This window comes from Mycetocola spongiae (genome assembly GCF_020424085.1).
Lineage (GTDB): Bacteria > Actinomycetota > Actinomycetes > Actinomycetales > Microbacteriaceae > Mycetocola > Mycetocola spongiae.
This window is the reverse complement of record NZ_CP080203.1, coordinates 3,074,057-3,092,829: the sequence shown is the minus strand read 5'-3', so window position 1 is coordinate 3,092,829 and position 18,773 is coordinate 3,074,057. Positions and strand designations below refer to the sequence as shown.

General features: G+C 67.7%; 14 protein-coding genes. 7 read left to right on the top strand and 7 right to left on the bottom strand.

The window, feature by feature from the left end:
- Positions 1-37: 37 nt before the first annotated feature.
- Together uriT and uriH are read right to left on the bottom strand one after the other, a co-directional pair.
- A complete protein-coding gene (gene uriT / locus KXZ72_RS14220) occupies positions 38-1,447 on the bottom strand; it encodes a uridine transporter UriT (RefSeq protein ID WP_226083540.1) in 1,410 nt (469 codons plus the stop codon).
- A gap of 2 nt (positions 1,448-1,449) precedes the next feature.
- Positions 1,450-2,397, bottom strand: coding sequence for a uridine-preferring nucleoside hydrolase UriH (gene uriH, locus KXZ72_RS14215; protein WP_226081588.1), 948 nt, complete (start codon positions 2,395-2,397; stop codon positions 1,450-1,452).
- A gap of 206 nt (positions 2,398-2,603) precedes the next feature.
- On the opposite strand from uriH, the gene KXZ72_RS14210 reads away from it, so the two are divergent.
- On the top strand, positions 2,604-3,659 hold the full coding sequence (locus tag KXZ72_RS14210; protein WP_226081587.1) for a LacI family DNA-binding transcriptional regulator: 1,056 nt from the start codon (positions 2,604-2,606) through the stop codon (positions 3,657-3,659).
- On the opposite strand, the gene KXZ72_RS14205 is transcribed toward KXZ72_RS14210, so the two are convergent.
- Positions 3,656-6,940 carry an ATP-dependent DNA helicase gene (locus KXZ72_RS14205; RefSeq protein ID WP_226081586.1) on the bottom strand — a complete coding sequence of 1,095 codons (3,285 nt, stop codon included), beginning with the start codon at positions 6,938-6,940 and terminating at the stop codon, positions 3,656-3,658. The genes KXZ72_RS14210 and KXZ72_RS14205 overlap by 4 nt on opposite strands.
- Positions 6,937-10,149: a UrvD/REP family ATP-dependent DNA helicase gene (locus KXZ72_RS14200; protein ID WP_226081585.1), complete on the bottom strand. Its 3,213-nt coding sequence runs from the start codon at positions 10,147-10,149 to the stop codon at positions 6,937-6,939. Before KXZ72_RS14200 ends, KXZ72_RS14205 begins: the two co-directional genes overlap by 4 nt.
- 171 nt (positions 10,150-10,320) lie before the next feature.
- Here KXZ72_RS14200 and KXZ72_RS14195 point away from each other — a divergent pair, with 171 nt between their 5' ends.
- Complete coding sequence (locus KXZ72_RS14195) at positions 10,321-10,545, top strand: DUF3107 domain-containing protein (protein ID WP_226081584.1); 225 nt, start codon at positions 10,321-10,323, stop codon at positions 10,543-10,545.
- A gap of 9 nt (positions 10,546-10,554) precedes the next feature.
- Complete coding sequence (locus KXZ72_RS14190; RefSeq protein WP_226081583.1) at positions 10,555-10,848, top strand: hypothetical protein; 294 nt, start codon at positions 10,555-10,557, stop codon at positions 10,846-10,848.
- Positions 10,849-10,930: 82 nt separating this feature from the next.
- On the opposite strand, the gene KXZ72_RS14185 is transcribed toward KXZ72_RS14190, so the two are convergent.
- Positions 10,931-12,100 (bottom strand): hypothetical protein, encoded by a 1,170-nt coding sequence (locus KXZ72_RS14185; protein WP_226081582.1) that lies wholly within the window; start codon positions 12,098-12,100, stop codon positions 10,931-10,933.
- Between the two features lie 83 nt (positions 12,101-12,183).
- Positions 12,184-12,909 (bottom strand): ferritin-like fold-containing protein, encoded by a 726-nt coding sequence (locus KXZ72_RS14180; protein ID WP_226081581.1) that lies wholly within the window; start codon positions 12,907-12,909, stop codon positions 12,184-12,186.
- A gap of 117 nt (positions 12,910-13,026) precedes the next feature.
- Between KXZ72_RS14180 and KXZ72_RS14175 the strand changes: the two genes are divergently transcribed.
- Positions 13,027-14,559 (top strand): DEAD/DEAH box helicase, encoded by a 1,533-nt coding sequence (locus tag KXZ72_RS14175; protein WP_226083539.1) that lies wholly within the window; start codon positions 13,027-13,029, stop codon positions 14,557-14,559.
- 58 nt (positions 14,560-14,617) lie between these two features.
- On the opposite strand, the gene KXZ72_RS14170 is transcribed toward KXZ72_RS14175, so the two are convergent.
- Positions 14,618-15,490 (bottom strand): PHP domain-containing protein, encoded by an 873-nt coding sequence (locus KXZ72_RS14170; protein WP_226081580.1) that lies wholly within the window; start codon positions 15,488-15,490, stop codon positions 14,618-14,620.
- 115 nt (positions 15,491-15,605) lie between these two features.
- Here KXZ72_RS14170 and KXZ72_RS14165 point away from each other — a divergent pair, with 115 nt between their 5' ends.
- The 3 genes from KXZ72_RS14165 (at position 15,606) to KXZ72_RS14155 (ending at position 18,733) form a co-directional block, all read left to right on the top strand.
- A complete protein-coding gene (locus KXZ72_RS14165) occupies positions 15,606-16,625 on the top strand; it encodes an endonuclease/exonuclease/phosphatase family protein (RefSeq protein ID WP_226081579.1) in 1,020 nt (339 codons plus the stop codon).
- A gap of 59 nt (positions 16,626-16,684) precedes the next feature.
- Positions 16,685-18,079, top strand: coding sequence for an aminopeptidase P family protein (locus KXZ72_RS14160; protein ID WP_226081578.1), 1,395 nt, complete (start codon positions 16,685-16,687; stop codon positions 18,077-18,079).
- A gap of 114 nt (positions 18,080-18,193) precedes the next feature.
- Positions 18,194-18,733: a hypothetical protein gene (locus tag KXZ72_RS14155; protein WP_226081577.1), complete on the top strand. Its 540-nt coding sequence runs from the start codon at positions 18,194-18,196 to the stop codon at positions 18,731-18,733.
- The last annotated feature ends 40 nt before the right edge of the window (positions 18,734-18,773 follow it).

The following is an 18,773-nucleotide window of genomic DNA, read 5'->3' as shown; positions in this document are numbered from 1 at the left end:
TTTTGTCGCCACTTTGGCCGAGGGGACCGGGAAGTGACTAGGCCGAAACCTCGGCGTCCACGGGCTTCGGGATGAGGAAGGAGATGGCCAGGGCCACCACCGTAATCACCACACCCACCAGCATCGCGGTGGTATATCCGGCCGTGGAATCGCTCCCCGCCGGGGTACCCAGAACCTGGAATACCGGCAGAATCGCGAAGCTCAGGCCCGCACCGAGGTTAAACGCACCGGCGTTCAGTCCGGGCAGGAAGCCGGGGTTATCGGCGGGCGAGAGCACGATGCCCAGGCCGTTGAGCATGATATTTCCGATACCCGCATAGGTGATACCGATCAGGACGGTGGCGGCGATCAGGACCGGCAGCGAGTGCACACCCACAAAGGCCATGATCAGCGTGGCCACGATCGAACCAACCAGGCCCACGCGCAGCACGTTCAGATATCCAAAGCTCGGGGCCAGGCGACCGGCAAACGGTCCCACCAGCCAGCCCACCAGGGCATAGGGCGTGAGGAACAGCAGCGACGTGAGGTCGGCCTCCATGCCAAAGCCCGCGGTGGAATTCTGGGCGAGGGAGGTGACCAGGCCGTTGACCACGGCGAAGATACCGGTCATGGTGAGCAGGGTGGTGAGCAGGAGCGCCCACGTGCTGCGCTGACGCAGGTACTTGGTGGGAACCAGCGGCTCCTTGGTGCGGTTCTCCACGGTCCAGAAGATCCAGAACGCAATCGCCGAGAGGATGATGCCGCCGGCCACCAGGTACCAGTTGGCGGCGGACTGCTTGCCGGCCTCGTTAAACGCGGTGAGCAGCAGGGCAATCGAGGCCACGAGGGGCAGGACGCCCCACCAGTCCATCTTGGTTCCGGCGGAGGGGCGCGATTCGCGGGCCCACAGGATCACAAAGGCGATGGCGATAACGGCCACGACGGCCATCGACCAGAACACGCTGCGGAAGCCGTGGTTGGCCACCAGCCAGCCACCGGCCAGCGCGTCGATTCCGGCGATTCCACCGTTCACGGCGGTGATCAGACCCATCATTGCGCCATAGCGGCGGGGATCGGTGATCTCGGCGCGCAGCATCAGCAGCGTGATCGGCACCACGGGTCCCGAGACACCCTGAATGATACGGCCCACAAAAAGCATCTCGACGTTCACCGCGAGGGCGGCAACCACCGTACCCACAAGCATGATGACCAGCATCCAGGTGAGGACGCGCTTGCGGCCCGCGATATCGCTCAGGCGGGGCAGGAACAGCGAGAATAGCGCGGCCATCGTGAAGAACATGGTCTGGCTCAGACCGATGGTGGCGTCGTCGGTATTCAGTTCCTTCGCCATCGTGACCAGCGCGGGGCTGAGCATCGAGGCGTTGAGCTGGAACGCCACACAGGCGGCCAGCAGGGCGGTCATGAGTGCGCCGATGCGCACGGCGGGCTTCTGTGCCAGGTCGCTCATCATTAGAGTTCTACCTCGCCGATGTTCTTCAGGGCGTCGGTCACGAGGCCCCAGAAGCGCTCGCGGTCCAGGTGGGTCGCGGCATAGGTGGTGCAGTTCTCGGGGGCGGGCTCGCGGAAATCGGCCACGGTCATGCCGAGGGTCAGGGTTCCGGTGAGCTCGATGTCGATCGGGACCTTCACGGTCTGGACGATCGAGGGGTCGATCACATAGGCCACGGCGCAGGGGTCGTGCACGGGCGGCGAGTCGAAGCCCTGGGCCTGCTTATACATGGTGCCGAAGAACTCCAGCAGCTCCACCACAAACGTCGCGGGCTTGGTGCCGATGGCGTCGATCTCGGCCACCACGTCGGGGGTCGCGAGGGCCTGGTGGGTGAGGTCCAGTCCGACCATCACGACGGGCCAGGACTCATTGAAGACGATATGTGCGGCCTCGGGGTCGATCTTGATATTGAACTCGGCCACCGCGGACCAGTTGCCCACGTGATAGCCGCCGCCCATCAGGACAACCTCCTTCACGCGCTCCGCGATGCGGGGCTCCTTGCGCACGGCGAGGGCGATATTGGTGAGTCCGCCGGTGGGAACCAGGGTGATGGTTCCGGGCTCGTTCTCCATGATGGTGTCGATGATCAGGTCCACCGCGTGCCGGGAGTCCAGCTCCAGGGTGGGCTCGGGCAGGACGGGGCCGTCCATGCCGGATTCACCGTGGATATCGGGGGCATTCTCGATGGTGCGAACCAGGGGGCGGGTGGCACCGGCGGCAAAGGGCACACCGGTGATGCCGGCGATGCGGGCCACGGCCAGCGCGTTACGCGTGACCTTGGGCAGCGTCTGGTTTCCCACCACGGTGGTCACGGCTACCAGCTCGATCTCGGGGTTTCCGTGAGCGAGAAGGATGGCAATCGCGTCGTCGTGACCGGGATCGCAGTCGAGGATAATTTTCTTGGTCATAGCACTCCACGTCTTCGGGGCGGCCCTCCCGTTTGGGGATATTTTCGGGGGGACCTGATTACGTCAAACGCTTTACGCTAACACATTAAGCGCTTGATGTTGAACCGGTTTTGGGGAAATCGGCGCGGAAAGCGGCCCCGCCCGGCGCGCCCGGACCCCGCGTCCGGGCGCATACCCGGGGCCGCGGGGTCCGCTACGATCGGAGAATGTCCTCCCCGAGCCCCCGAAAAACCCGGGTTACCGCAGCCATGGTGGCCCAGCGAGCCGGCACCTCCACGGCCACCGTCTCCCTCGTTGTTAACGGCAAAACCGCGGGCCGCGTCTCCCCCGAAAATGTGGAACGCGTGCGCGCGGCAATCGCCGAGCTCGGTTATGTGGTGGACCATGCCGCGAGCTCGCTCGCAAAGGGCACCTCCAGCATCGTGATGCTGATCGCCCCCGACCTCTCCAACCCGTTTTTTGGCGGCGTGATCTCCGGGATTAAATCCACGCTGGGCCCGCGCTATCAGCTGCTGCTCTCGGTCACGGGAAACGGACGCACCCCCGATGCCTCCGATATTCAACAGTTCCTGGCGCTGCGTCCCGCGGGCCTCCTGGTGGACGCCCCGACCGAGGCGTTTATCACCGAGCTGCCCGCCGATTCCCCGCTGGTCTTGCTGGATGCGCCGGGCCTGGAGGAGCGCGCCACCACCGTGAACTTCTCGATGCGCGAGGGCGTCGAGGCGCTCATCGACCACCTCGCCGCGGCGGGCCATACCCGCGTGGCCTATCTGGACTCGGTCACCGGCACCGAAACCTTCCTGCTCCGGCACGAACTGCTGCGCGAGGTCGCCACCGAACGCGGAATGTCGTTTTTTACCCATCCGCGCGCGATCAGCGTGATCGATCTCACCGCGGCCGGCACCGCATTTGCCGCCGCCTGGCCGCAGTGGCAGCGCGACGGGGTCACCGCCGTGATCTGCGCCACCGATACCCACGCCTATGGTGTGTTGCAGCGCGCGGCGGGCATGGGCCTGTCGATCCCGCTGGATCTGGCCGTCACCGGATTTGATAATCTGCCCTATTCGGCCATCAGCTCACCGAGCCTCACCACCGTGGACCTGCCCGGCTTTGCACTCGGCGCCGCCGCGGCCCGCGCGCTGCGCGCCCGCATCGAAAACGAACCCCTGGACGAGCCGCCCGCGGTGCTCAAGGGAACGCTGGTGATCCGCGCCTCCACGGGCGGCGAAACCCCCGCCCCGCCGCCCGCACCGGCCGCCTAGGCCGGGGCCGCCCCGCCCAGCGCGGTGCTCCAGGTTTCGGCGAGTTCCCGCGCCGAGGAGAGCTCGGCGGGGCGCAGCACCAGGTCATCGGCCACATAATAAAACACGGCGTCGATACGCTCAGGATCGATGCCCGTCCACTGCGCATAGGCCTCGCGATACAGCGCCAGCTGATACTGCCGCTCCACAAGCTCCGCGCTGTTTTTGGGCGCGCGGCCGGTCTTCCAGTCCACCACCTGATAGCGGTCCTCGCGCCGATAGACGGCGTCGAGCTTGCAGATCATGATCTGCTCGTTCATCACAAAGTTGATCTCGATCTCCACCTCGATGGGTTTTAGATCGGCCCATTCCGAGGCCTCAAACGTGGCCTTCAGCACCTCCAGCGCGAGCTTCTCGTCCTCGGCCACGGGCATCAGCGTGCCGCCGGTGCCCTCCTCCTCCAGGTCCAGCTCAAACGGATCGGAATCGATCATCTCCTGGCCGCCCGCGATCCCCGCCCGATGCTCCACCCAGTCATGGAATAGCGTGCCGAGGCGGGTCTGCCGATACGGGCGCTCGGGCAGCGGCCGGGCCAGCCGCGCCGCGACCTCCGCCGGATCGCGCACGAAGTCTTTATAGCGCGAGGCCGGAACCCGGGCGGGCAGCTCAACCAGCTCAAGCATGCCCTCGCGGCGCTCGCGCTCGGCGAGCAGCAGCGCAATATCGGTGGACCAGGGCGTGGCGCGGTCGGCATCGGCCTCCCGCACCTCCGCGGCCGCGGCATGCACCGCAACCGAACGGGTACCCAGCGGATCGCGCGGCCAGATAATGCTGCGCTGCTCATCGGCCAGCGGATTTTCCTCCGCCTCGGGGGCCTCCGGGAGCCGACCCTCGGGCAGGGCCTGCGCGGAGGATGGCACCGCAAGCACCACCTCGCGCAGGAAAAGCCCGGGCCCGCGCGGCTTGGTGGTGGTGGCCCAGAACGAGCCCGAGAGCAGCAGCGCATCCCGCGCGCGGGTCACCGCCACATAGGCAAGACGGCGCTGCTCCTGCGCATTTTGCTCCTCGATGCCCGCACCAAACTCCGCATAGCGGCGTTCAAACTCGGGCTGGCTCGCCACGGAACGCCACGCGAGCTGCGGCAACTCGTGGCGGTCGCCGCGGAAATCATAGGGCAGCTCGCCAAAGGCCGTCCAGCCGCGGCGGCTCTTGGGCCGGCTGGGCAGCTCGTCCTCGACCAGGCGCGGGATGGCCACGCTGTCCCATTCCAGGCCCTTGGAGCCGTGAATCGTGAGGATCTGCACGGTGCCCGGCTCGGGGTCTTCCCCGCGCGGGCTGAGGTTTTCGTGCTGCTCGGCCTGCTCCAGCCAGTTCAGGAAGGAACCGATTGTGCCGGTCTCGTCCACCGAGAGGAACGCCGTGATCTGCTCGGCAAAGGCCTCCAGGCTGGGCCGGGCGAGCACGGCGTTTTCATTGGCCGCGGCCTCAAGATCCAGGCCCAGCTCCTGGCTAACCAGGCCCACAAAATCGTGCAGCCCCAGGCCCGCGCGGCGGCGCAGCGCGGTGAGCTGGCGCGCTGCCTGCCGCATCCGGGACAGGCCCTCGGCGCTGAAATGTTCCAGCGCGCCGTGGCCCTCGGGGGCGGTCTCGATGAAATCGAGTGCGTCCACCAGCGAGGGGCTATCCTCGACCGCGGCCGATTCATAGCGCTTCTGTTTGATCTCGGCGGGAACGGGCTTAAGGCGGTGATCGCGGTCGCCCAGCCAGCGCGCCAGATCGCTCAGCGCGCGCAGATCACGCACGCCGATGCGCCAGCGCGCGCCCGAGAGTAGCCGCACCAATTCGGAACCGGCCGAGGGATCGTGCAGCACCCGCAGCGCACAGACCAGGTCAACAATCACCGGCTGATCCAGCAGGCCCGCAAGACCCAGCACATGGAACGGCACCCCGTGCCGTTCCAGCGCGCGGATGAAGGGATCCACCTTTTTCAGGGAGCGGCACAGCAGCGCCGCCGAGCGCTGCTCGCCGGGGCGCGCGAGCTCCTCGCGCAGCCATAGGGCCACGGCCTCGGCCTCGTCGTTCACGGTCTCGGGGAAAACCACCCCCACCGTGCCGTCACCGGCAAACGGCGAGGGCGCAAGCGTGGAGACCGGAACCCCCTCGGGCACCGGCAGCGGCCGCACCAGGGCATTGGCGGCATCCAGGATGCGTCCGTGATTGCGCCAGCTTGTGGACAGCGTGAACCGCGCGGCGGGGCCCGTCTCGGCGGTGGAGAAGTCCCGGGAAAAGCGCGCGAGGTTGGCCGCGGAGGCCCCGCGCCAGCCGTAGATGGACTGATTGGGATCGCCCACGGCCATGACCGCATGCCCGCCAAAAAGCCGCGAGAGCAGCTCGGTCTGCACCACCGAGGTGTCCTGGTATTCATCGAGGATCACCACTTTAAAGCGCGCCCTGTACTCCCCCGGCACGCGGGTCTGCCGGCGGCAGATCTCCAGGGCCAGGGCCACCTGATCGGAGAACTCGATAAAGCCGCGGCGGCGCTTCTCCGCCGCATATTCGGCCGCGAGATCCAGCAGCAGCGGCAGAGCCGAGACATCCGATACCGCCTTGACGAGGTCGGCGAGGGGCCCGCGGCGGCGCTTGCCCGTGGTCTCGTCGTTAATCGGCAGCTCCAGCAGCTCGCTAAACTCCCGCGAAAAACGCTCAATATCGGAGCGGGATTCCAGCGCATCGTTATCGCTCAGCGCGCGGGCCACCCGCAGCACCGCCTGCACCAGCGCGGGCAGGCTCTTTTCGCCGTGCACCAGGCGCGGATCGGAGCTGTCCACCAGCACCCGCCGCGCGAGCGCCCAGGCGGAGGCCTCACCGATCACGCCGGCATCGGCCTCGCGGCCGATCAGCGCGGCATATTCGCGGAAGAGCGAGCTCGCGAAGGCGTTATAGGTGGCGATGGTGGGGGCATCCAGCACGTCGATCTCGGGGGCGTCCCCTTCCCCGCGCCCGGCGAGTGCCACCCGCAGCTGGGCGATGCGCTTATGCACCCGCTCGGCGAGCTCACCCGCGGCCTTGCGCGTGAAGGTGAGGCCCAGGACCTCGGATACCTTCACGTGGTCATTGGCCAGCAGCCAGACGATGCGATTGGCCATGGTCTCGGTTTTTCCGCTGCCGGCTCCGGCCACCACGAGGGCGGGGGCAAGCGGGGCCTCGATCACCGCGACCTGTTCGTCGGTGGGTGAGGGCAGCCCCAGCAGGGCCGCAATATCGCGCGCGCCCAGCGGCGCGCGGGTGGGTTCCGCGCTCATTCGGATACCGCCGCGATCAGGTGGATGCGATAGCCAAACTGGGTGAGGGGATCAAATTCCCCGGACCCAAAGACCCCGATAAACTCGGCCGCGGCCATGCCCGCGCCCACCGTGCTCACGCGCTCGCGGAACGCCGCGCGCGCTGCCTCGTCCTGGGGTTCCTGGAGCAGTTCCATATGGCTGTCCTTCTGTGTTTTGGTGCGAACATAGAGCAGCGCTGCCCCGCCCGTGGTGTCCTCGGCGGTGGTGCCGTCGATGGCCCCCTCGGCCAGGGCCATCTGATAGGCGGCGAGCTGGGCGTGCTCGGGCAGGCGGCTCTTGGGGGGCGGGGTGCGGCCCGTTTTCAGGTCGAGGATCACGATCTCGCCATTTTTGCGGCGCTCCACGCGGTCGATTTGGCCGCTTACCGTGACCTGGCCGATATCAAATCTAAAGGAGCCCTCGGCGCTGATCAGCTCGGTGCCCGCGCGCAGCGCCCGGGCCAGATAATCGGAGACGCCGTGCAGCATCTCATCGGCATTGGCGCGCTCGCGCTCCCCGAGCCACGGGGCCTCGAAGCGCAGCTCGCTCCAGCGCTCGTCCACGTGGCTCCACAGCCGCTGCACCGTGATGTCCTCGGCGCTCAGCCGATCGGCGGGGATCTCCCCCACCTGTTGCATCGCAAAATGCACCACGGTGCCGATGCCCGCGGCCAGGCCCGAGGGGGTGGCAGCGATATCCTCGATAAACCAGTTCAGCGGGGATTTTTCGAAGGTTTCCATGCGCGAGGGAGATACCCGCACCCGCAAATCGGGATGTTCGGGATCGCCCAGCTCCACCAGCGGCGCGGTGGTGGAGGGCTCGCGCAGGCCGTACCACTCGGCGGGATCGGCCCCAAATACCCCGGCCCGGGCGAGGGTGGCGAGGGCCGCGGCGGCGTCATCGGCCTCGGCGCGCGCCGCGGCGGTGCGGGCGGCCCCCGCGGGGATCTCGCCTGTGAGCACGGCGCTCGCGCGCACCAGGCGGCGGCGCAGGGTGCCCACCAGGCCGCGCAGGCTCAGCGGATATTCGCCGCCATCGGAGCGCACGGGCGCCTCGGCCAGCGTGGGAAAACGCAGGAACGCGGAGGGCTGCTCATCGTCGTTTTCCGTGGCGGATACCACGATTTGGCGGCGCGCGCGCGAGGCCGCGAGCACAAACATGCGCAGCTCATCGGAGAGCAGCTCGGCGCGGGCATCGATATGGGCCACGGGCAGGCCCGCGCGCACCTGCGAAAACAGCTGGGGGTAGAGCAGCGCACCGCGCAGCTGCATATTGGGCCAGGCCCCGGCCTGGAGGCGGGCGATCACCACGATGTCAAACTCGCGGCCCACCACGGCCCCGGGGGTGCCGATCCAGACGGTATCGGCGCGGGACTGCGCGGCGAGGGAATCCTCGGCCAGCTCGGCGCCCAGAACCGCGTCGATAAAAACCTCGGCGGCGGCATCGGGATCGCGCTCCACGGCGCGCTTGGCGGAGGCAAATACGGCCATCACGGCATCGAGGTTGCGATTGGCCTCCTCGGCTAGGAGGCCAAAACCGGCCGCCTGTTCGGCCCAGGTCTCGGCCAGGCGCGAGCGCGACCACACGGTCCACAGCAGCTCCTCGGCGCTGGCCCCCGCGGCATGCTGGGTGCGCATCTCGTGCAGGCTCTGCGCAAAGCGCCCGGCGCGGCGGGCCACGGGGTTGTCCAGGGCATAGAGCCGATCGGGCCCGGCCAGGGCCTCCACCAGGAGTTCATCGGAGTGCCGGCTGCCGCCGCCGAGCAGCTCCTCATGCCGCAGGGCGCGGCGCAGGCGGCGCAGCCCGATGCCGTCGAGGCCGCCAAGCGGGCCGGTGAGGAGATCGGTATAGAGCGCGGGGGTGGCCGGGACCCGGCCGATGGCCACCGCCACGGCCTGCACCAGCTGCCTGGCCGCAAAACGCTCGTTCAGGCTTGCGGTACCGGCCGTGGAGGACGTGGGGACATCGGAGAGGGCGAGGGCGCGCGCGAGCACGGGAATCGAGGCGGAGGAGCGCACGATGATGGCCATCCGCGACCACGGCATGCCGTGGAAGAGGTGGTGCTCGCGCAGCACCCGCGCGATGGCCTGCTGCTCGGCCGCGGGCGAGGACCCCGCGATACGCAGCACCGGTTCGGCCGCGGGCTCGGGGGCGCTGCCCGCGGATTCGGCGCGGCGATGCTCAACGGACCCGGCCGCGCCCACGCGCTGGGTGAGCTCGGCGATCACCGCGCGCAGCGGGGCCGCATGCCGGTGCACGGTGCCCAGAATAAGCGTTTCCACGCTCACGCCGAGCAGCGAACCGAGCGCGCTGATGGCCCCGGGATCGGACCCGCGGAACGTGGCGCTGGCCACATCGGGGTCGCCAAAGGCGAGGATGGTGCTCCCGGCGGCCACCGCGGCGCGCAGGAAGTCGAGGGCCGCGGGGCCCTGCTCCTGGATATCGTCGAGGATCACCAGGCGGGGCAGCGAGGCGCGCCCCTCGCGCAGCAGCGCGGCGGCCTCCGCGATGATCTCAGCGGAATCGAGGCGCACCTGGGTGTACTGGTCGAGGACGCTCTCATAGCGGGTGATGAACTCGGCGGCGGCCTCCCACTCGGGGCGGCGGTATTCGCGGCCCAGCGCCGCGAGTTCGGCGGGGCGGGTGCCGGTCTCGACCAGGCGCATCATGAGTTCGCGCAGCTCGGTGCGGAAGCCGCGCAGGCCGCGCACCTCCGGATCGAGGTTTTCGGGCCAGGGGATGCCCTCGCCCAGCTCGGCGTCGTCGAGGTCGCCGCGCAGCAGATCGGCGATGATGTTGTCCTGATCGGCGCCGGTGAGCAGGCGCGGGGAGGGCGCGGCGTCCAGCACCGCGCGGGCGGCCACCAGTCCAAAGGCGAGCGAGCCGAGCGTGCGCGCGAGCGGGCCGCGGGTGGGGGCGCTCACGCGCAGCGAGAGCTGATCGCGCAGCGCGGTGGCCGAGCGGCGATCGGAGGCGATGACCACCACCTCATCGGGATGATAGCCGCGGGTATCGATCCGCTCGGCCACCGCCTCGATGATGGTGCGGGTTTTGCCGGTACCGGGGGCACCAAGCACCGCGGCGTGTACGCCATCGGGCAGGGCGAGCACCGTGGCCTGGGAGGCATCGGCCTCGATGGACGGTATGGCCTCCCGCGCGCTGCGCGGCGCAAATCCTCGTATACCCACGCTCCTAAACTACCCAGTGCCGCCGACATCGGTGCGGGGCAACACGCGAGCGTATCCGCGCGGCGGCCCCCGGGTGCCGCGCTGTTCGCTCAGGGCTTCGCGATCCTGCCCCCCGCGGGCCCCCGCGTGCCGTAGCCTGGAATCAATTCAGGCAACCGAAAGGCACTCACCGTGGAACTCCGCATCGGCATCATCAACAGCCCCCGCGAACTCGGCTTCGAAACGAGCCAGCCCGCCTCCGAGATCGAGAAGCTCGTCACCGACGCCATCGAATCCGGGAAGACCCACTTTGTTCTCGCCGATGACAAGGGCAAGCGCTATGTCATCGCGACCGGCAGCGTGGCCTATGTCGAGATCGGCAGCGAGCAGAACCGCCGCATCGGCTTCGTCGGCTAAGGTTTTCCCATGGAACTCCTTTTTGTAGTGCTCGGCGGCGTGGTTCTTGGACTGGTCGCGCAGTTTTCCCTGCCCGGTCAGGCCCAGCGAGGCGTGGGCCTGCTGCCCGCCCTCGGCGGCGGCGTGGCGGGGTTGAGCGCCGGTCTGCTCCAGCTCATTTCGTTCCACTGGGACGGCGGCTGGATCTGGTGGATCTCCTTTGCCGCGGCCGGCATTATCGCGTTTGCCGTGGGCCTCGTGCTGCGGCGCACGCGCACCCGCGCCGATTTTGAACTGCGCAGCGGGCTCGGCCTGCCCGCGTAGTCCCGGCAACACGGCAAGGGGGGCCTCCCGTCCGTGGACGGGAGGCCCCCCTTGCTCTTTCCGGGCCGCATCGGCCGGGGCGCTAATTGCCGGTCGTCCCCGGGACCGCGCCCGCTTTCTTCCGCCGAGCGACGGCCTTGCGCAGGGATTTCTGCGCGGTACGCAGCTCGCGCCCGGCCGCCGAGCGGTGGTAAAGCTCAATCCCCGAGTCGAGGCTCCAGCCGGGCCTCCCGGTTGTGCGGATCCGGTCCCAGGGATAGAGCATCCCGGCGATCAGGACCGGCACCCCCCAGAACAACACCAGGTCTCCCGCCACATTCGGCGGTGCCCACGTCACCGCCACGATGAGCCCGCTCAGCAGCAGGATCAGGAGCCTCGTGCGCCGGCGTGCCGGGGCGGCGACGGCGACCTGGAGTCTGATGCGTCGATATTTGAGGAACGCAAGACATACAGCAGCGATAAACCCGAAGTAGATCACCAGGAGGCTCGTGATCAGCGCCGGGATAAGAAGCTCCCGGTAATCCCCCGCTGCCGTACCCGTGCCGCCCTCGGCCAGAAACTGGAGCAATAGGGCCGCGACATAGATAATCACGACCGCAGCGATCAGGCGTGCCCACCAGTGCCTGGTCACTCGCAGCCCCGCGGTATAGGATTCCCAGCGCCGAAACCGTTTGCGCTTTTCCTCGTAAAAGTCTTTCGCGCGCCGCACGCTGAGCTCGGGGCCCGGAATAAACTGGAAGTCCAGGCGGGTGGAGAGCAATAGCATCAGGGCCAGGGCCGGGAGATAAAACACCAAGCCGGTGGGCTTTGCCACCGTAAAAAAGGTCACCGCCAGCACCGAAAAGGCCGCGACCAGTTGCACACCCAAGCCATCGCTCAGCAGGCTTTGCTCCTCCGCCAGGATCTCGGGTTCCTCCCGCGCGCTCGCCCATTCCCGCGCGCGTTGGCGCTGGGCGATCTCGGCGAGACGAAACGCGTAGATCGCCGCAATTACGGCCAGCGCGGAACCGATGAGCCAGGATGCCCCATCCGGGTGCTCCGTCTGGGCCGCTCGGCTCACCTCCACGAGTGCCGGGAAAAACTCCCGCCCGAGTTCTTCGGGGGTGAGGTCAGGCGCGCGCCATATCATCGCAAATACCCACAGTGTGAGCAGCAGCAATAAGCCCATCATCAGCGCAAGCCCCAGCATCCAGAGCAGCGATGCCCACGGCCGGCGTACCCGAATTCGCGCGTCCTTATCTTTTACCGCCATGGCGTGAGTTCTCCCCCCGAGAGTGATGTCATCCGTGCCGCACGGGGCGCATAAAACGGCACCCCTCCCCGCGGCGAGCCCGCCTAGGCGGTCAGGCCCAGCGCGTCCATGCGCTGGGTGTGTCGCGTAATGAGTTCCGTGAAGACGGGTTCGATCCGCTCGGCCGTATTACCGGCCCCGGCGCCGTCACCCTCGATCCGCAGTGCGGCATGACCCACCAGCAGGATATCCCCCACCAGGCGGCGACCGCTCAGGGCGAGGCGGTGTGCGCGGCGCGGATCCTCCAGGATCGCCTCGCGCAGAATGCCCACCACCACCTCGGAGCCGCTGTCCTCCGTGAACAGGGTATTCATGCGGGCGGCGAGGTCGCTGGGCAGCCGCGCGGCGAGCCCGAGGAAAAAGTCATCCAGGAAGCCCTGCGTGATATAGATGCCCAGCAGCGCCTCGTTAATCGAGTCCCCGCGCGCGATCCGCGAGAGCCGGTCGATCGCTACCACATAGGGTTCCATGAGCGCCTGCGGGTCCTCCCCGCGATGCCGAATCTCGCGCACCAGCCGGTGATGCTTGGCCAGCGCGTGGCCCGCGGGCCCTGCCAGCAGCTCGGTGGTGAGCAGTTTTCCGCTATCGCGGCTGATCTCCGAATAGAGCTGGAAGAACGCCAGCTGCACGTAGGCGGCCTGCCCCAGGAAGTCTGAGGTATCCGAGGCGAGCTCGGCAAAGTCCACTCGGGTGGTCGCTAGGGGGCCCGAACGCGGACGCGTGCGGGTTACCTCGACCAGGGGGCCACGCCGCCGAAACCAGGAAATCACACCCCTAGTCTATGTGCACGGGTAAGCTGGGTGTGTCCCATCATTTGGAATGGGCCCCTACGCCCTCACGCAGAACACAACGGCGTAGACCACATAACTGCATTGACAGGCAAAATAATCGTGACTTTTATTGATCTCGGTGTCGCCCAGGACATGGCCGACGCCCTCGCCGCTAAAGGCATTACCGCACCGTTCCCCATCCAGGAGCAGACTATTCCGCTGGCCATCGCCGGCCAGGACATCATCGGTCAGGCCAAGACCGGAACGGGTAAGACCCTCGGTTTTGGTCTTCCCGTATTGCAGCGCCTCGGGGAAAATCCCGAGCCCGGCGTGAAGGCACTGATTGTGGTGCCCACCCGCGAGCTGTGTGTTCAGGTCTATGAGGACCTCGTCCTCGCCGCCGGAAACCGCTCCACCAAGATCGCCGCCATCTATGGCGGAAAGGCCTATGAGGGTCAGATCGAGGAGATTAAGGCCGGAGCCCAGGTGATCGTGGGTACCCCCGGTCGCCTGATCGACCTGAATAACCAGCGACTGCTGGACTTCTCCAAGATCCAGGAGATGGTGCTCGACGAGGCCGATAAGATGCTCGACCTCGGCTTCCTTGCCGATATCGAGAAGCTCTTTTCGAAGACCCCGCCCGAGCGCCACACCATGCTGTTCTCGGCCACGATGCCCGGCCCGATCGTGGCCCTCTCGCGTCGCTTCATGAATAAGCCGATCCACATCCGCGCAAGCGATCCCGATGAGGGCCTCACGCAGGCCAATATTAAGCACCTCATCTATCGCGCGCACTCGCTGGATAAGGACGAGGTGATCGCCCGCATCCTGCAGGCCGAGGGCCGCGGCAAGACCGTCATCTTCACGCGCACAAAGCGCGCCGCCGCGCGCCTCATGGACGAGCTGAACGACCGCGGCTTTAACGCCACCGCGGTGCACGGCGACCTCGGTCAGGACCAGCGCGAGCGCGGCATGGCCGCGTTTAAGGCGGGCAAGAAGGACGTCCTGATCGCCACCGATGTGGCCGCCCGCGGTATCGACGTGGACGATGTCACGCATGTGATCAACCACACGATCCCCGAGGACGAGAAGACCTATCTGCACCGCGTGGGCCGCACGGGCCGCGCCGGCAAGACCGGTATTGCCGTGACGTTTGTGGACTGGGATGACCTGCATAAGTGGGCCCTGATCAACCGCGCCCTGGAGTTCGGTCAGCCCGAGCCCACCGAGACCTATTCGTCCTCGCCGCACCTATTCACCGATCTGGACATTCCCGAGGGCACCAAGGGTCGCCTGCGCGCGAGCACGCTCGCGCCGAAGACCTCCTCCGCGCCCCGCTCCGGCGGTCGCGATGGTGGTCGCGATGGTGGTCGCAACTCGGGTGGCCGCGATGGTGGCCGCGCCCCGCGCACGGATCGCCCCGCGCGCTCCGAGAACGCCGCCGCCGAGAAGCCCGCGGGCGAGCGTCCCGCGCGCAATCGCAACCGTCGCCGCACGCGCGGCGAGGGTGCCGCCTCGGGTCCCGCCGCGGGCGTGACCGCCGCCGAGAATGCCCCGGCCCAGGCCGAGCACACCAGCACGGAAAACTCGGCCCCGCGTCGTAGCCGCGGTCGCGGCCGCGGCGGTGCCACCACCCCCGCCGCCGAATAGGCAGCATAAAGGGGCCCGGTCCCGAGGTTATCCTCGGGACCGGGCCCCTTTTTTGTGTCTAGCGAGGGTAGACGGGCTCGCAGCCCGTGCCCTGGGCGATGATCTCGGCCACCGCGGCAATGCCCGTGCTGTTCTCCCCCAGCAGATTGGGCTTGCCCGCGCCGTGATAATCGCTTGATCCCGTCTCGATCAGCGAGTATTTGGCGGCGAGCTCGCGCAGCCAGGCCTTGCCCTCCACGGTATTTTCGCGATGCTCCACCTCGAGCCCGGCAAGACCGGCCTCGATCATCTGCACCACGATCTCCTCGGGGATCAGGTTGCCGCGGCTGCCCGTGGCCGGATGCGCGATCACGGGCACACCACCCGCCGCGCGAATCAGGCCGATGGCCTCCAGCGGGTCCGGTGCATAGAGCGGAATGGTATAGCCATTGCGCGGATGCAGGATGGTATCAAAGGCGGCGCTGCGGGTCACGGAGTGTCCGCGCGCCACGAGGGCATCGGCGATATGGGGGCGGCCGATCGTGGTGCCCGGCCGGGTTTGGGCGAGCACGTCCTCCCAGTCCAGCGCATAATCGGCGGCAATATTGCTGACGATGGTCGCGGCGCGGGTCATCCGGGCCGCGCGGATCTTCTCGGTCTCGGCCCGCAGCGCGGCATTTTCCGGATCAAAAAGATACGCGAGCATATGCACGCTGACCCGGCCGTGGCGGGTGCTCAGTTCCATTCCCGGGATCAGCGTGATGCCGGCATCGGGAACCGCCGCGGCGGCCTCATGCCAGCCGGCGGTGGTGTCGTGATCGGTCAGGGCCACGGTTCCCAGGCCGGCCGCGGCCGCGGCAAAAATGAGCTCGCGCGGGCTCTGCGTGCCATCGGACACGCTCGAGTGCGTATGCAGGTCGGCCGGCCCGCGAAAGTTTTGCGCGAAAGACATACGCCCAGTGTATGGGCCCGGCCGCCCCGGGCCCGCCATTGCGCGGCGCATCCGCCCGGGCGGGGCGTTCGCCCCGGGGCAATTCCCAGATTGCGAACGCTATTCTGACGGAACTATGTTCAAATTTTTTGGTGCACTCCTGACGCTCGCGCTTGCCGTGGGCCTGCTCATCGTGACCTGGCCCCAGCTATTTGGACTACAGACCACCCATATCATTGCCCAGATCACGGCGATGCGCGGCCTGCTGGTGGCGTGCTGCGCGGTGGGCATGATCGTGTTTTTGCTGATCGGGATCGTCCGTCCGCTGCGCGCTTTTGCCGGGGGCATGGCCGTGGTGCTGCTGCTGGCCGGGCTGGGTAATGCCGGCATCCTCTTTTTCCGCGGCACGGGCCAGGAGGCGCTGCCCGCGGCCGGCGAGGGCGCGGTCACGGTGCTGAGCTGGAATACCCTGGGCTCGGCCCCCGGGGTGGCCGCGATCGCGCGCCTGGCCATCGAGTCCGGGGCCGATGTGGTGGCGCTGCCCGAGACCCGGCAGGAGGATGGGGTGGCCATCGCGGTGGCGATGCGCGAGGCCGGGCGGCCGATGTGGGTGCATACCGAGGCCGTGGGACAGATCGCCGCGGCGCATTCCACGACCGTGCTGATCAGTCCCCGACTGGGTCGCTATGAGCAGGTCACGTCCAATGCCGAGGGCACGGATAATACCCGCGTGGTGCCGAGCATCGTGATGGCCCCGAGCGATGGGGTGGGGCCCACGATCATCGCGAGCCACGCGGTTTCGCCCTCCGGCGCACAGATGGATAACTGGCGCGAGGACCTGGATTGGCTTGCCAAGCAGTGCGAGGGCGATAATGTGATCATTGCGGGTGATTTTAATGCCACCCTCGATAGCATGGCCGGCCTCGGAACCGGCGGCGGGGCGACCCTCGGCCGCTGCCACGACGCCGCGAAGGAAACGGGCAACGCCGCACTCGGCACCTGGCCCACCGATATTCCCGCGCTTCTGGGCTCCCCCATCGATCACGTCTTCGCCTCACCCGGGTGGAAGATCACGGGGATGCAGGTCCATACCGAATTTGATCGGGCCGGAAGCGATCACCGCCCCATCACGGTTCGCTTAGAGCCGCGGGGATAACCGCAAAATATACAGTATTCAGTGTTCACTTTTCCTGGAAGAGTGGCAGAATGGTCAGCATGGATAACCCCACAGAAACCTTGAGCCCCACCGAGCCCGACGCTCGTGCCACCACGCCGGCCTCGGATCGCTTCCGGGACTACATCGGATCGCACTGGGCCCCGCGCGAGGACGTCCTCCCCGCACCGCGCGAGCAGGCGTCCTTCGCCGCCGCGCGTCGCGACGCACTCTCCGCGGCCTTCCCCGGCAAGCGCCTCGTGATCCCCGCGGGCAGCCCCAAGCAGCGCTCCAACGATACCGACTATCCGTTCCGCGCCCACTCCGCATTTGCGCACCTCACCGGCTGGGGCTCCGATGCCGAGCCCGATGCCGTGCTCGTTTTTGAGCCCGCACCCGCCGGCCACGACGTCACCCTGTTCTTCCGGGAGCGCGCCGGCCGCGACTCCGATGAGTTCTACGCCAATCACGCAATTGGCGAGTTCTGGATCGGCCCGCGCCCCTCGCTCACGCAGGTCGCCGCCGACCTCGGCATCCACACCGCGCAGCTCGACGAGTTTGCCGCGACCGATGCCGACCTCACGCTCGAGCAGGATGCCAAGCTCACCGAGTTCCTCTCCGAGCTGCGCCTCGTGAAGGACTCCTATGAAATCGCCCAGATGCGCGAGGCCGTCGCGGCCACCGCCGCGGGCTTCGAGGACATCCTGGAGGCCCTGCCGCGCGTGATCGATACCCCGCGCGGGGAGCGCGTCGTGGAGGGTGTATTTAATACCCGCGCCCGCATCGACGGCAACGCCGTGGGTTATGACACCATCGCGGCCTCGGGTGCCCACGCCTGCGTGCTGCACTGGACCCGCAACGACGGCGCCGTGCGCCCCGGCGAGCTCATCCTGATCGACGCCGGCGTGGAGGTGGACAGCCTGTTCACCGCCGATATCACCCGCACCTTCCCGATTAACGGCACGTTCAGCGATGTCCAGCGCGCGGTCTATGAGGCCGTGCGCGAGGCCGCCGATGCGGCCCTGGCCATCGTGCGCCCCGGCATCGTCTTTAAGGAGATTCACGCCGAGGCCATGCGCGTGATCGCCCTGCACACCGCGGCCTGGGGAATGCTCCCGGTCTCGGCCGAGGAGGCCCTGCTTCCCGAAAACCAGCACCACCGCCGCTATATGGTGCACGGCACCAGCCACCACCTCGGAATCGACGTGCACGATTGCGCGCAGGCCCGCCGCGATTTTTATCACGACGGCATCGTCGAGGAGGGCATGGTCTTCACGATCGAGCCCGGCCTGTACTTCCAGTCCGATGACCTCACGGTTCCCGAGCAGTTCCGCGGAATCGGCGTGCGTATCGAGGATGACATCCTGGTGACCGCCGATGGCGCCGAAAACCTCTCGGCCCATATCCCGCGCACCGCGGACGAGGTTGAGGCGTGGATGGCGAGCAAGCGCTCCTAACCCGCCGGTTTCCCCCGTTGCCGTACCCCAGTTTGGGGTGCGGCAACGGTTGGTTGGGGCATCATTTTGGTCCCACCCCTGGCGCGGCCCGGCCGCGCGGAACAGACTAGGGGTATGACCGCCACAGTGGATTTTATTGCCGCCTACCGCCGCACCGCCGAGGAGGGCCGCCCCGAGCTGCTGCGCGGCTGCGAGGCCGGTGCCGATCGTGAGCTCGTCGATTTTTTGATCACGGTCGCCGAGGACACCACCGAGTTTGACCTGGCCCGGATCGAGGCCATCCGCAGCCTGGGGTTAATCGCCTCCGAGACCGGGGAGGAACCCGGCCGCCTCTTTGAGGACGACCTGGACGCCGCGGCCGCCGTGATCGTGGACATGCTCGCGGGCATCGCCAATCTGGATCCCGATGAGGATGTGCGGGTCTGGTCCCTGCGGGCGCTCGCCTGGTGTGACCTCTCGGAAACGGCCCTGAAGGTTCCCGCGGCGCTCGCGCTGGCCCCGGATGAGGATCCCCTGCTGCGCGAGGTGGCCTTTGAGGCCGTGCTGGCACAATCACCGCAGTCGGCGGTGCGCGCCGAGACGCTGGGCCTGCTCGCCGCCGATCCGCTCTTTGCCGAGGCCGTGGCCACCGATCTGAAGGCCCAGAACCGCTAGCCGCAAACGGCACGGGGGCGGGGTGCGATCCAAGGATCGC

Excerpts from the sequence above, each read along its gene's own strand:
- uriT (WP_226083540.1), bottom strand. The coding sequence starts at position 1,447 with ATGAGCGACCTGGCACAGAAGCCCGCCGTGCGCATCGGCGCACTCATG.
- uriH (WP_226081588.1), bottom strand. The coding sequence starts at position 2,397 with ATGACCAAGAAAATTATCCTCGACTGCGATCCCGGTCACGACGACGCG.
- KXZ72_RS14210 (WP_226081587.1), top strand. The coding sequence starts at position 2,604 with ATGTCCTCCCCGAGCCCCCGAAAAACCCGGGTTACCGCAGCCATGGTG.
- KXZ72_RS14205 (WP_226081586.1), bottom strand. The coding sequence starts at position 6,940 with ATGAGCGCGGAACCCACCCGCGCGCCGCTGGGCGCGCGCGATATTGCG.
- KXZ72_RS14190 (WP_226081583.1), top strand. The coding sequence starts at position 10,555 with ATGGAACTCCTTTTTGTAGTGCTCGGCGGCGTGGTTCTTGGACTGGTC.
- KXZ72_RS14185 (WP_226081582.1), bottom strand. The coding sequence starts at position 12,100 with ATGGCGGTAAAAGATAAGGACGCGCGAATTCGGGTACGCCGGCCGTGG.
- KXZ72_RS14170 (WP_226081580.1), bottom strand. The coding sequence starts at position 15,490 with ATGTCTTTCGCGCAAAACTTTCGCGGGCCGGCCGACCTGCATACGCAC.
- KXZ72_RS14165 (WP_226081579.1), top strand. The coding sequence starts at position 15,606 with ATGTTCAAATTTTTTGGTGCACTCCTGACGCTCGCGCTTGCCGTGGGC.
- KXZ72_RS14160 (WP_226081578.1), top strand. The coding sequence starts at position 16,685 with ATGGATAACCCCACAGAAACCTTGAGCCCCACCGAGCCCGACGCTCGT.
- KXZ72_RS14155 (WP_226081577.1), top strand. The coding sequence starts at position 18,194 with ATGACCGCCACAGTGGATTTTATTGCCGCCTACCGCCGCACCGCCGAG.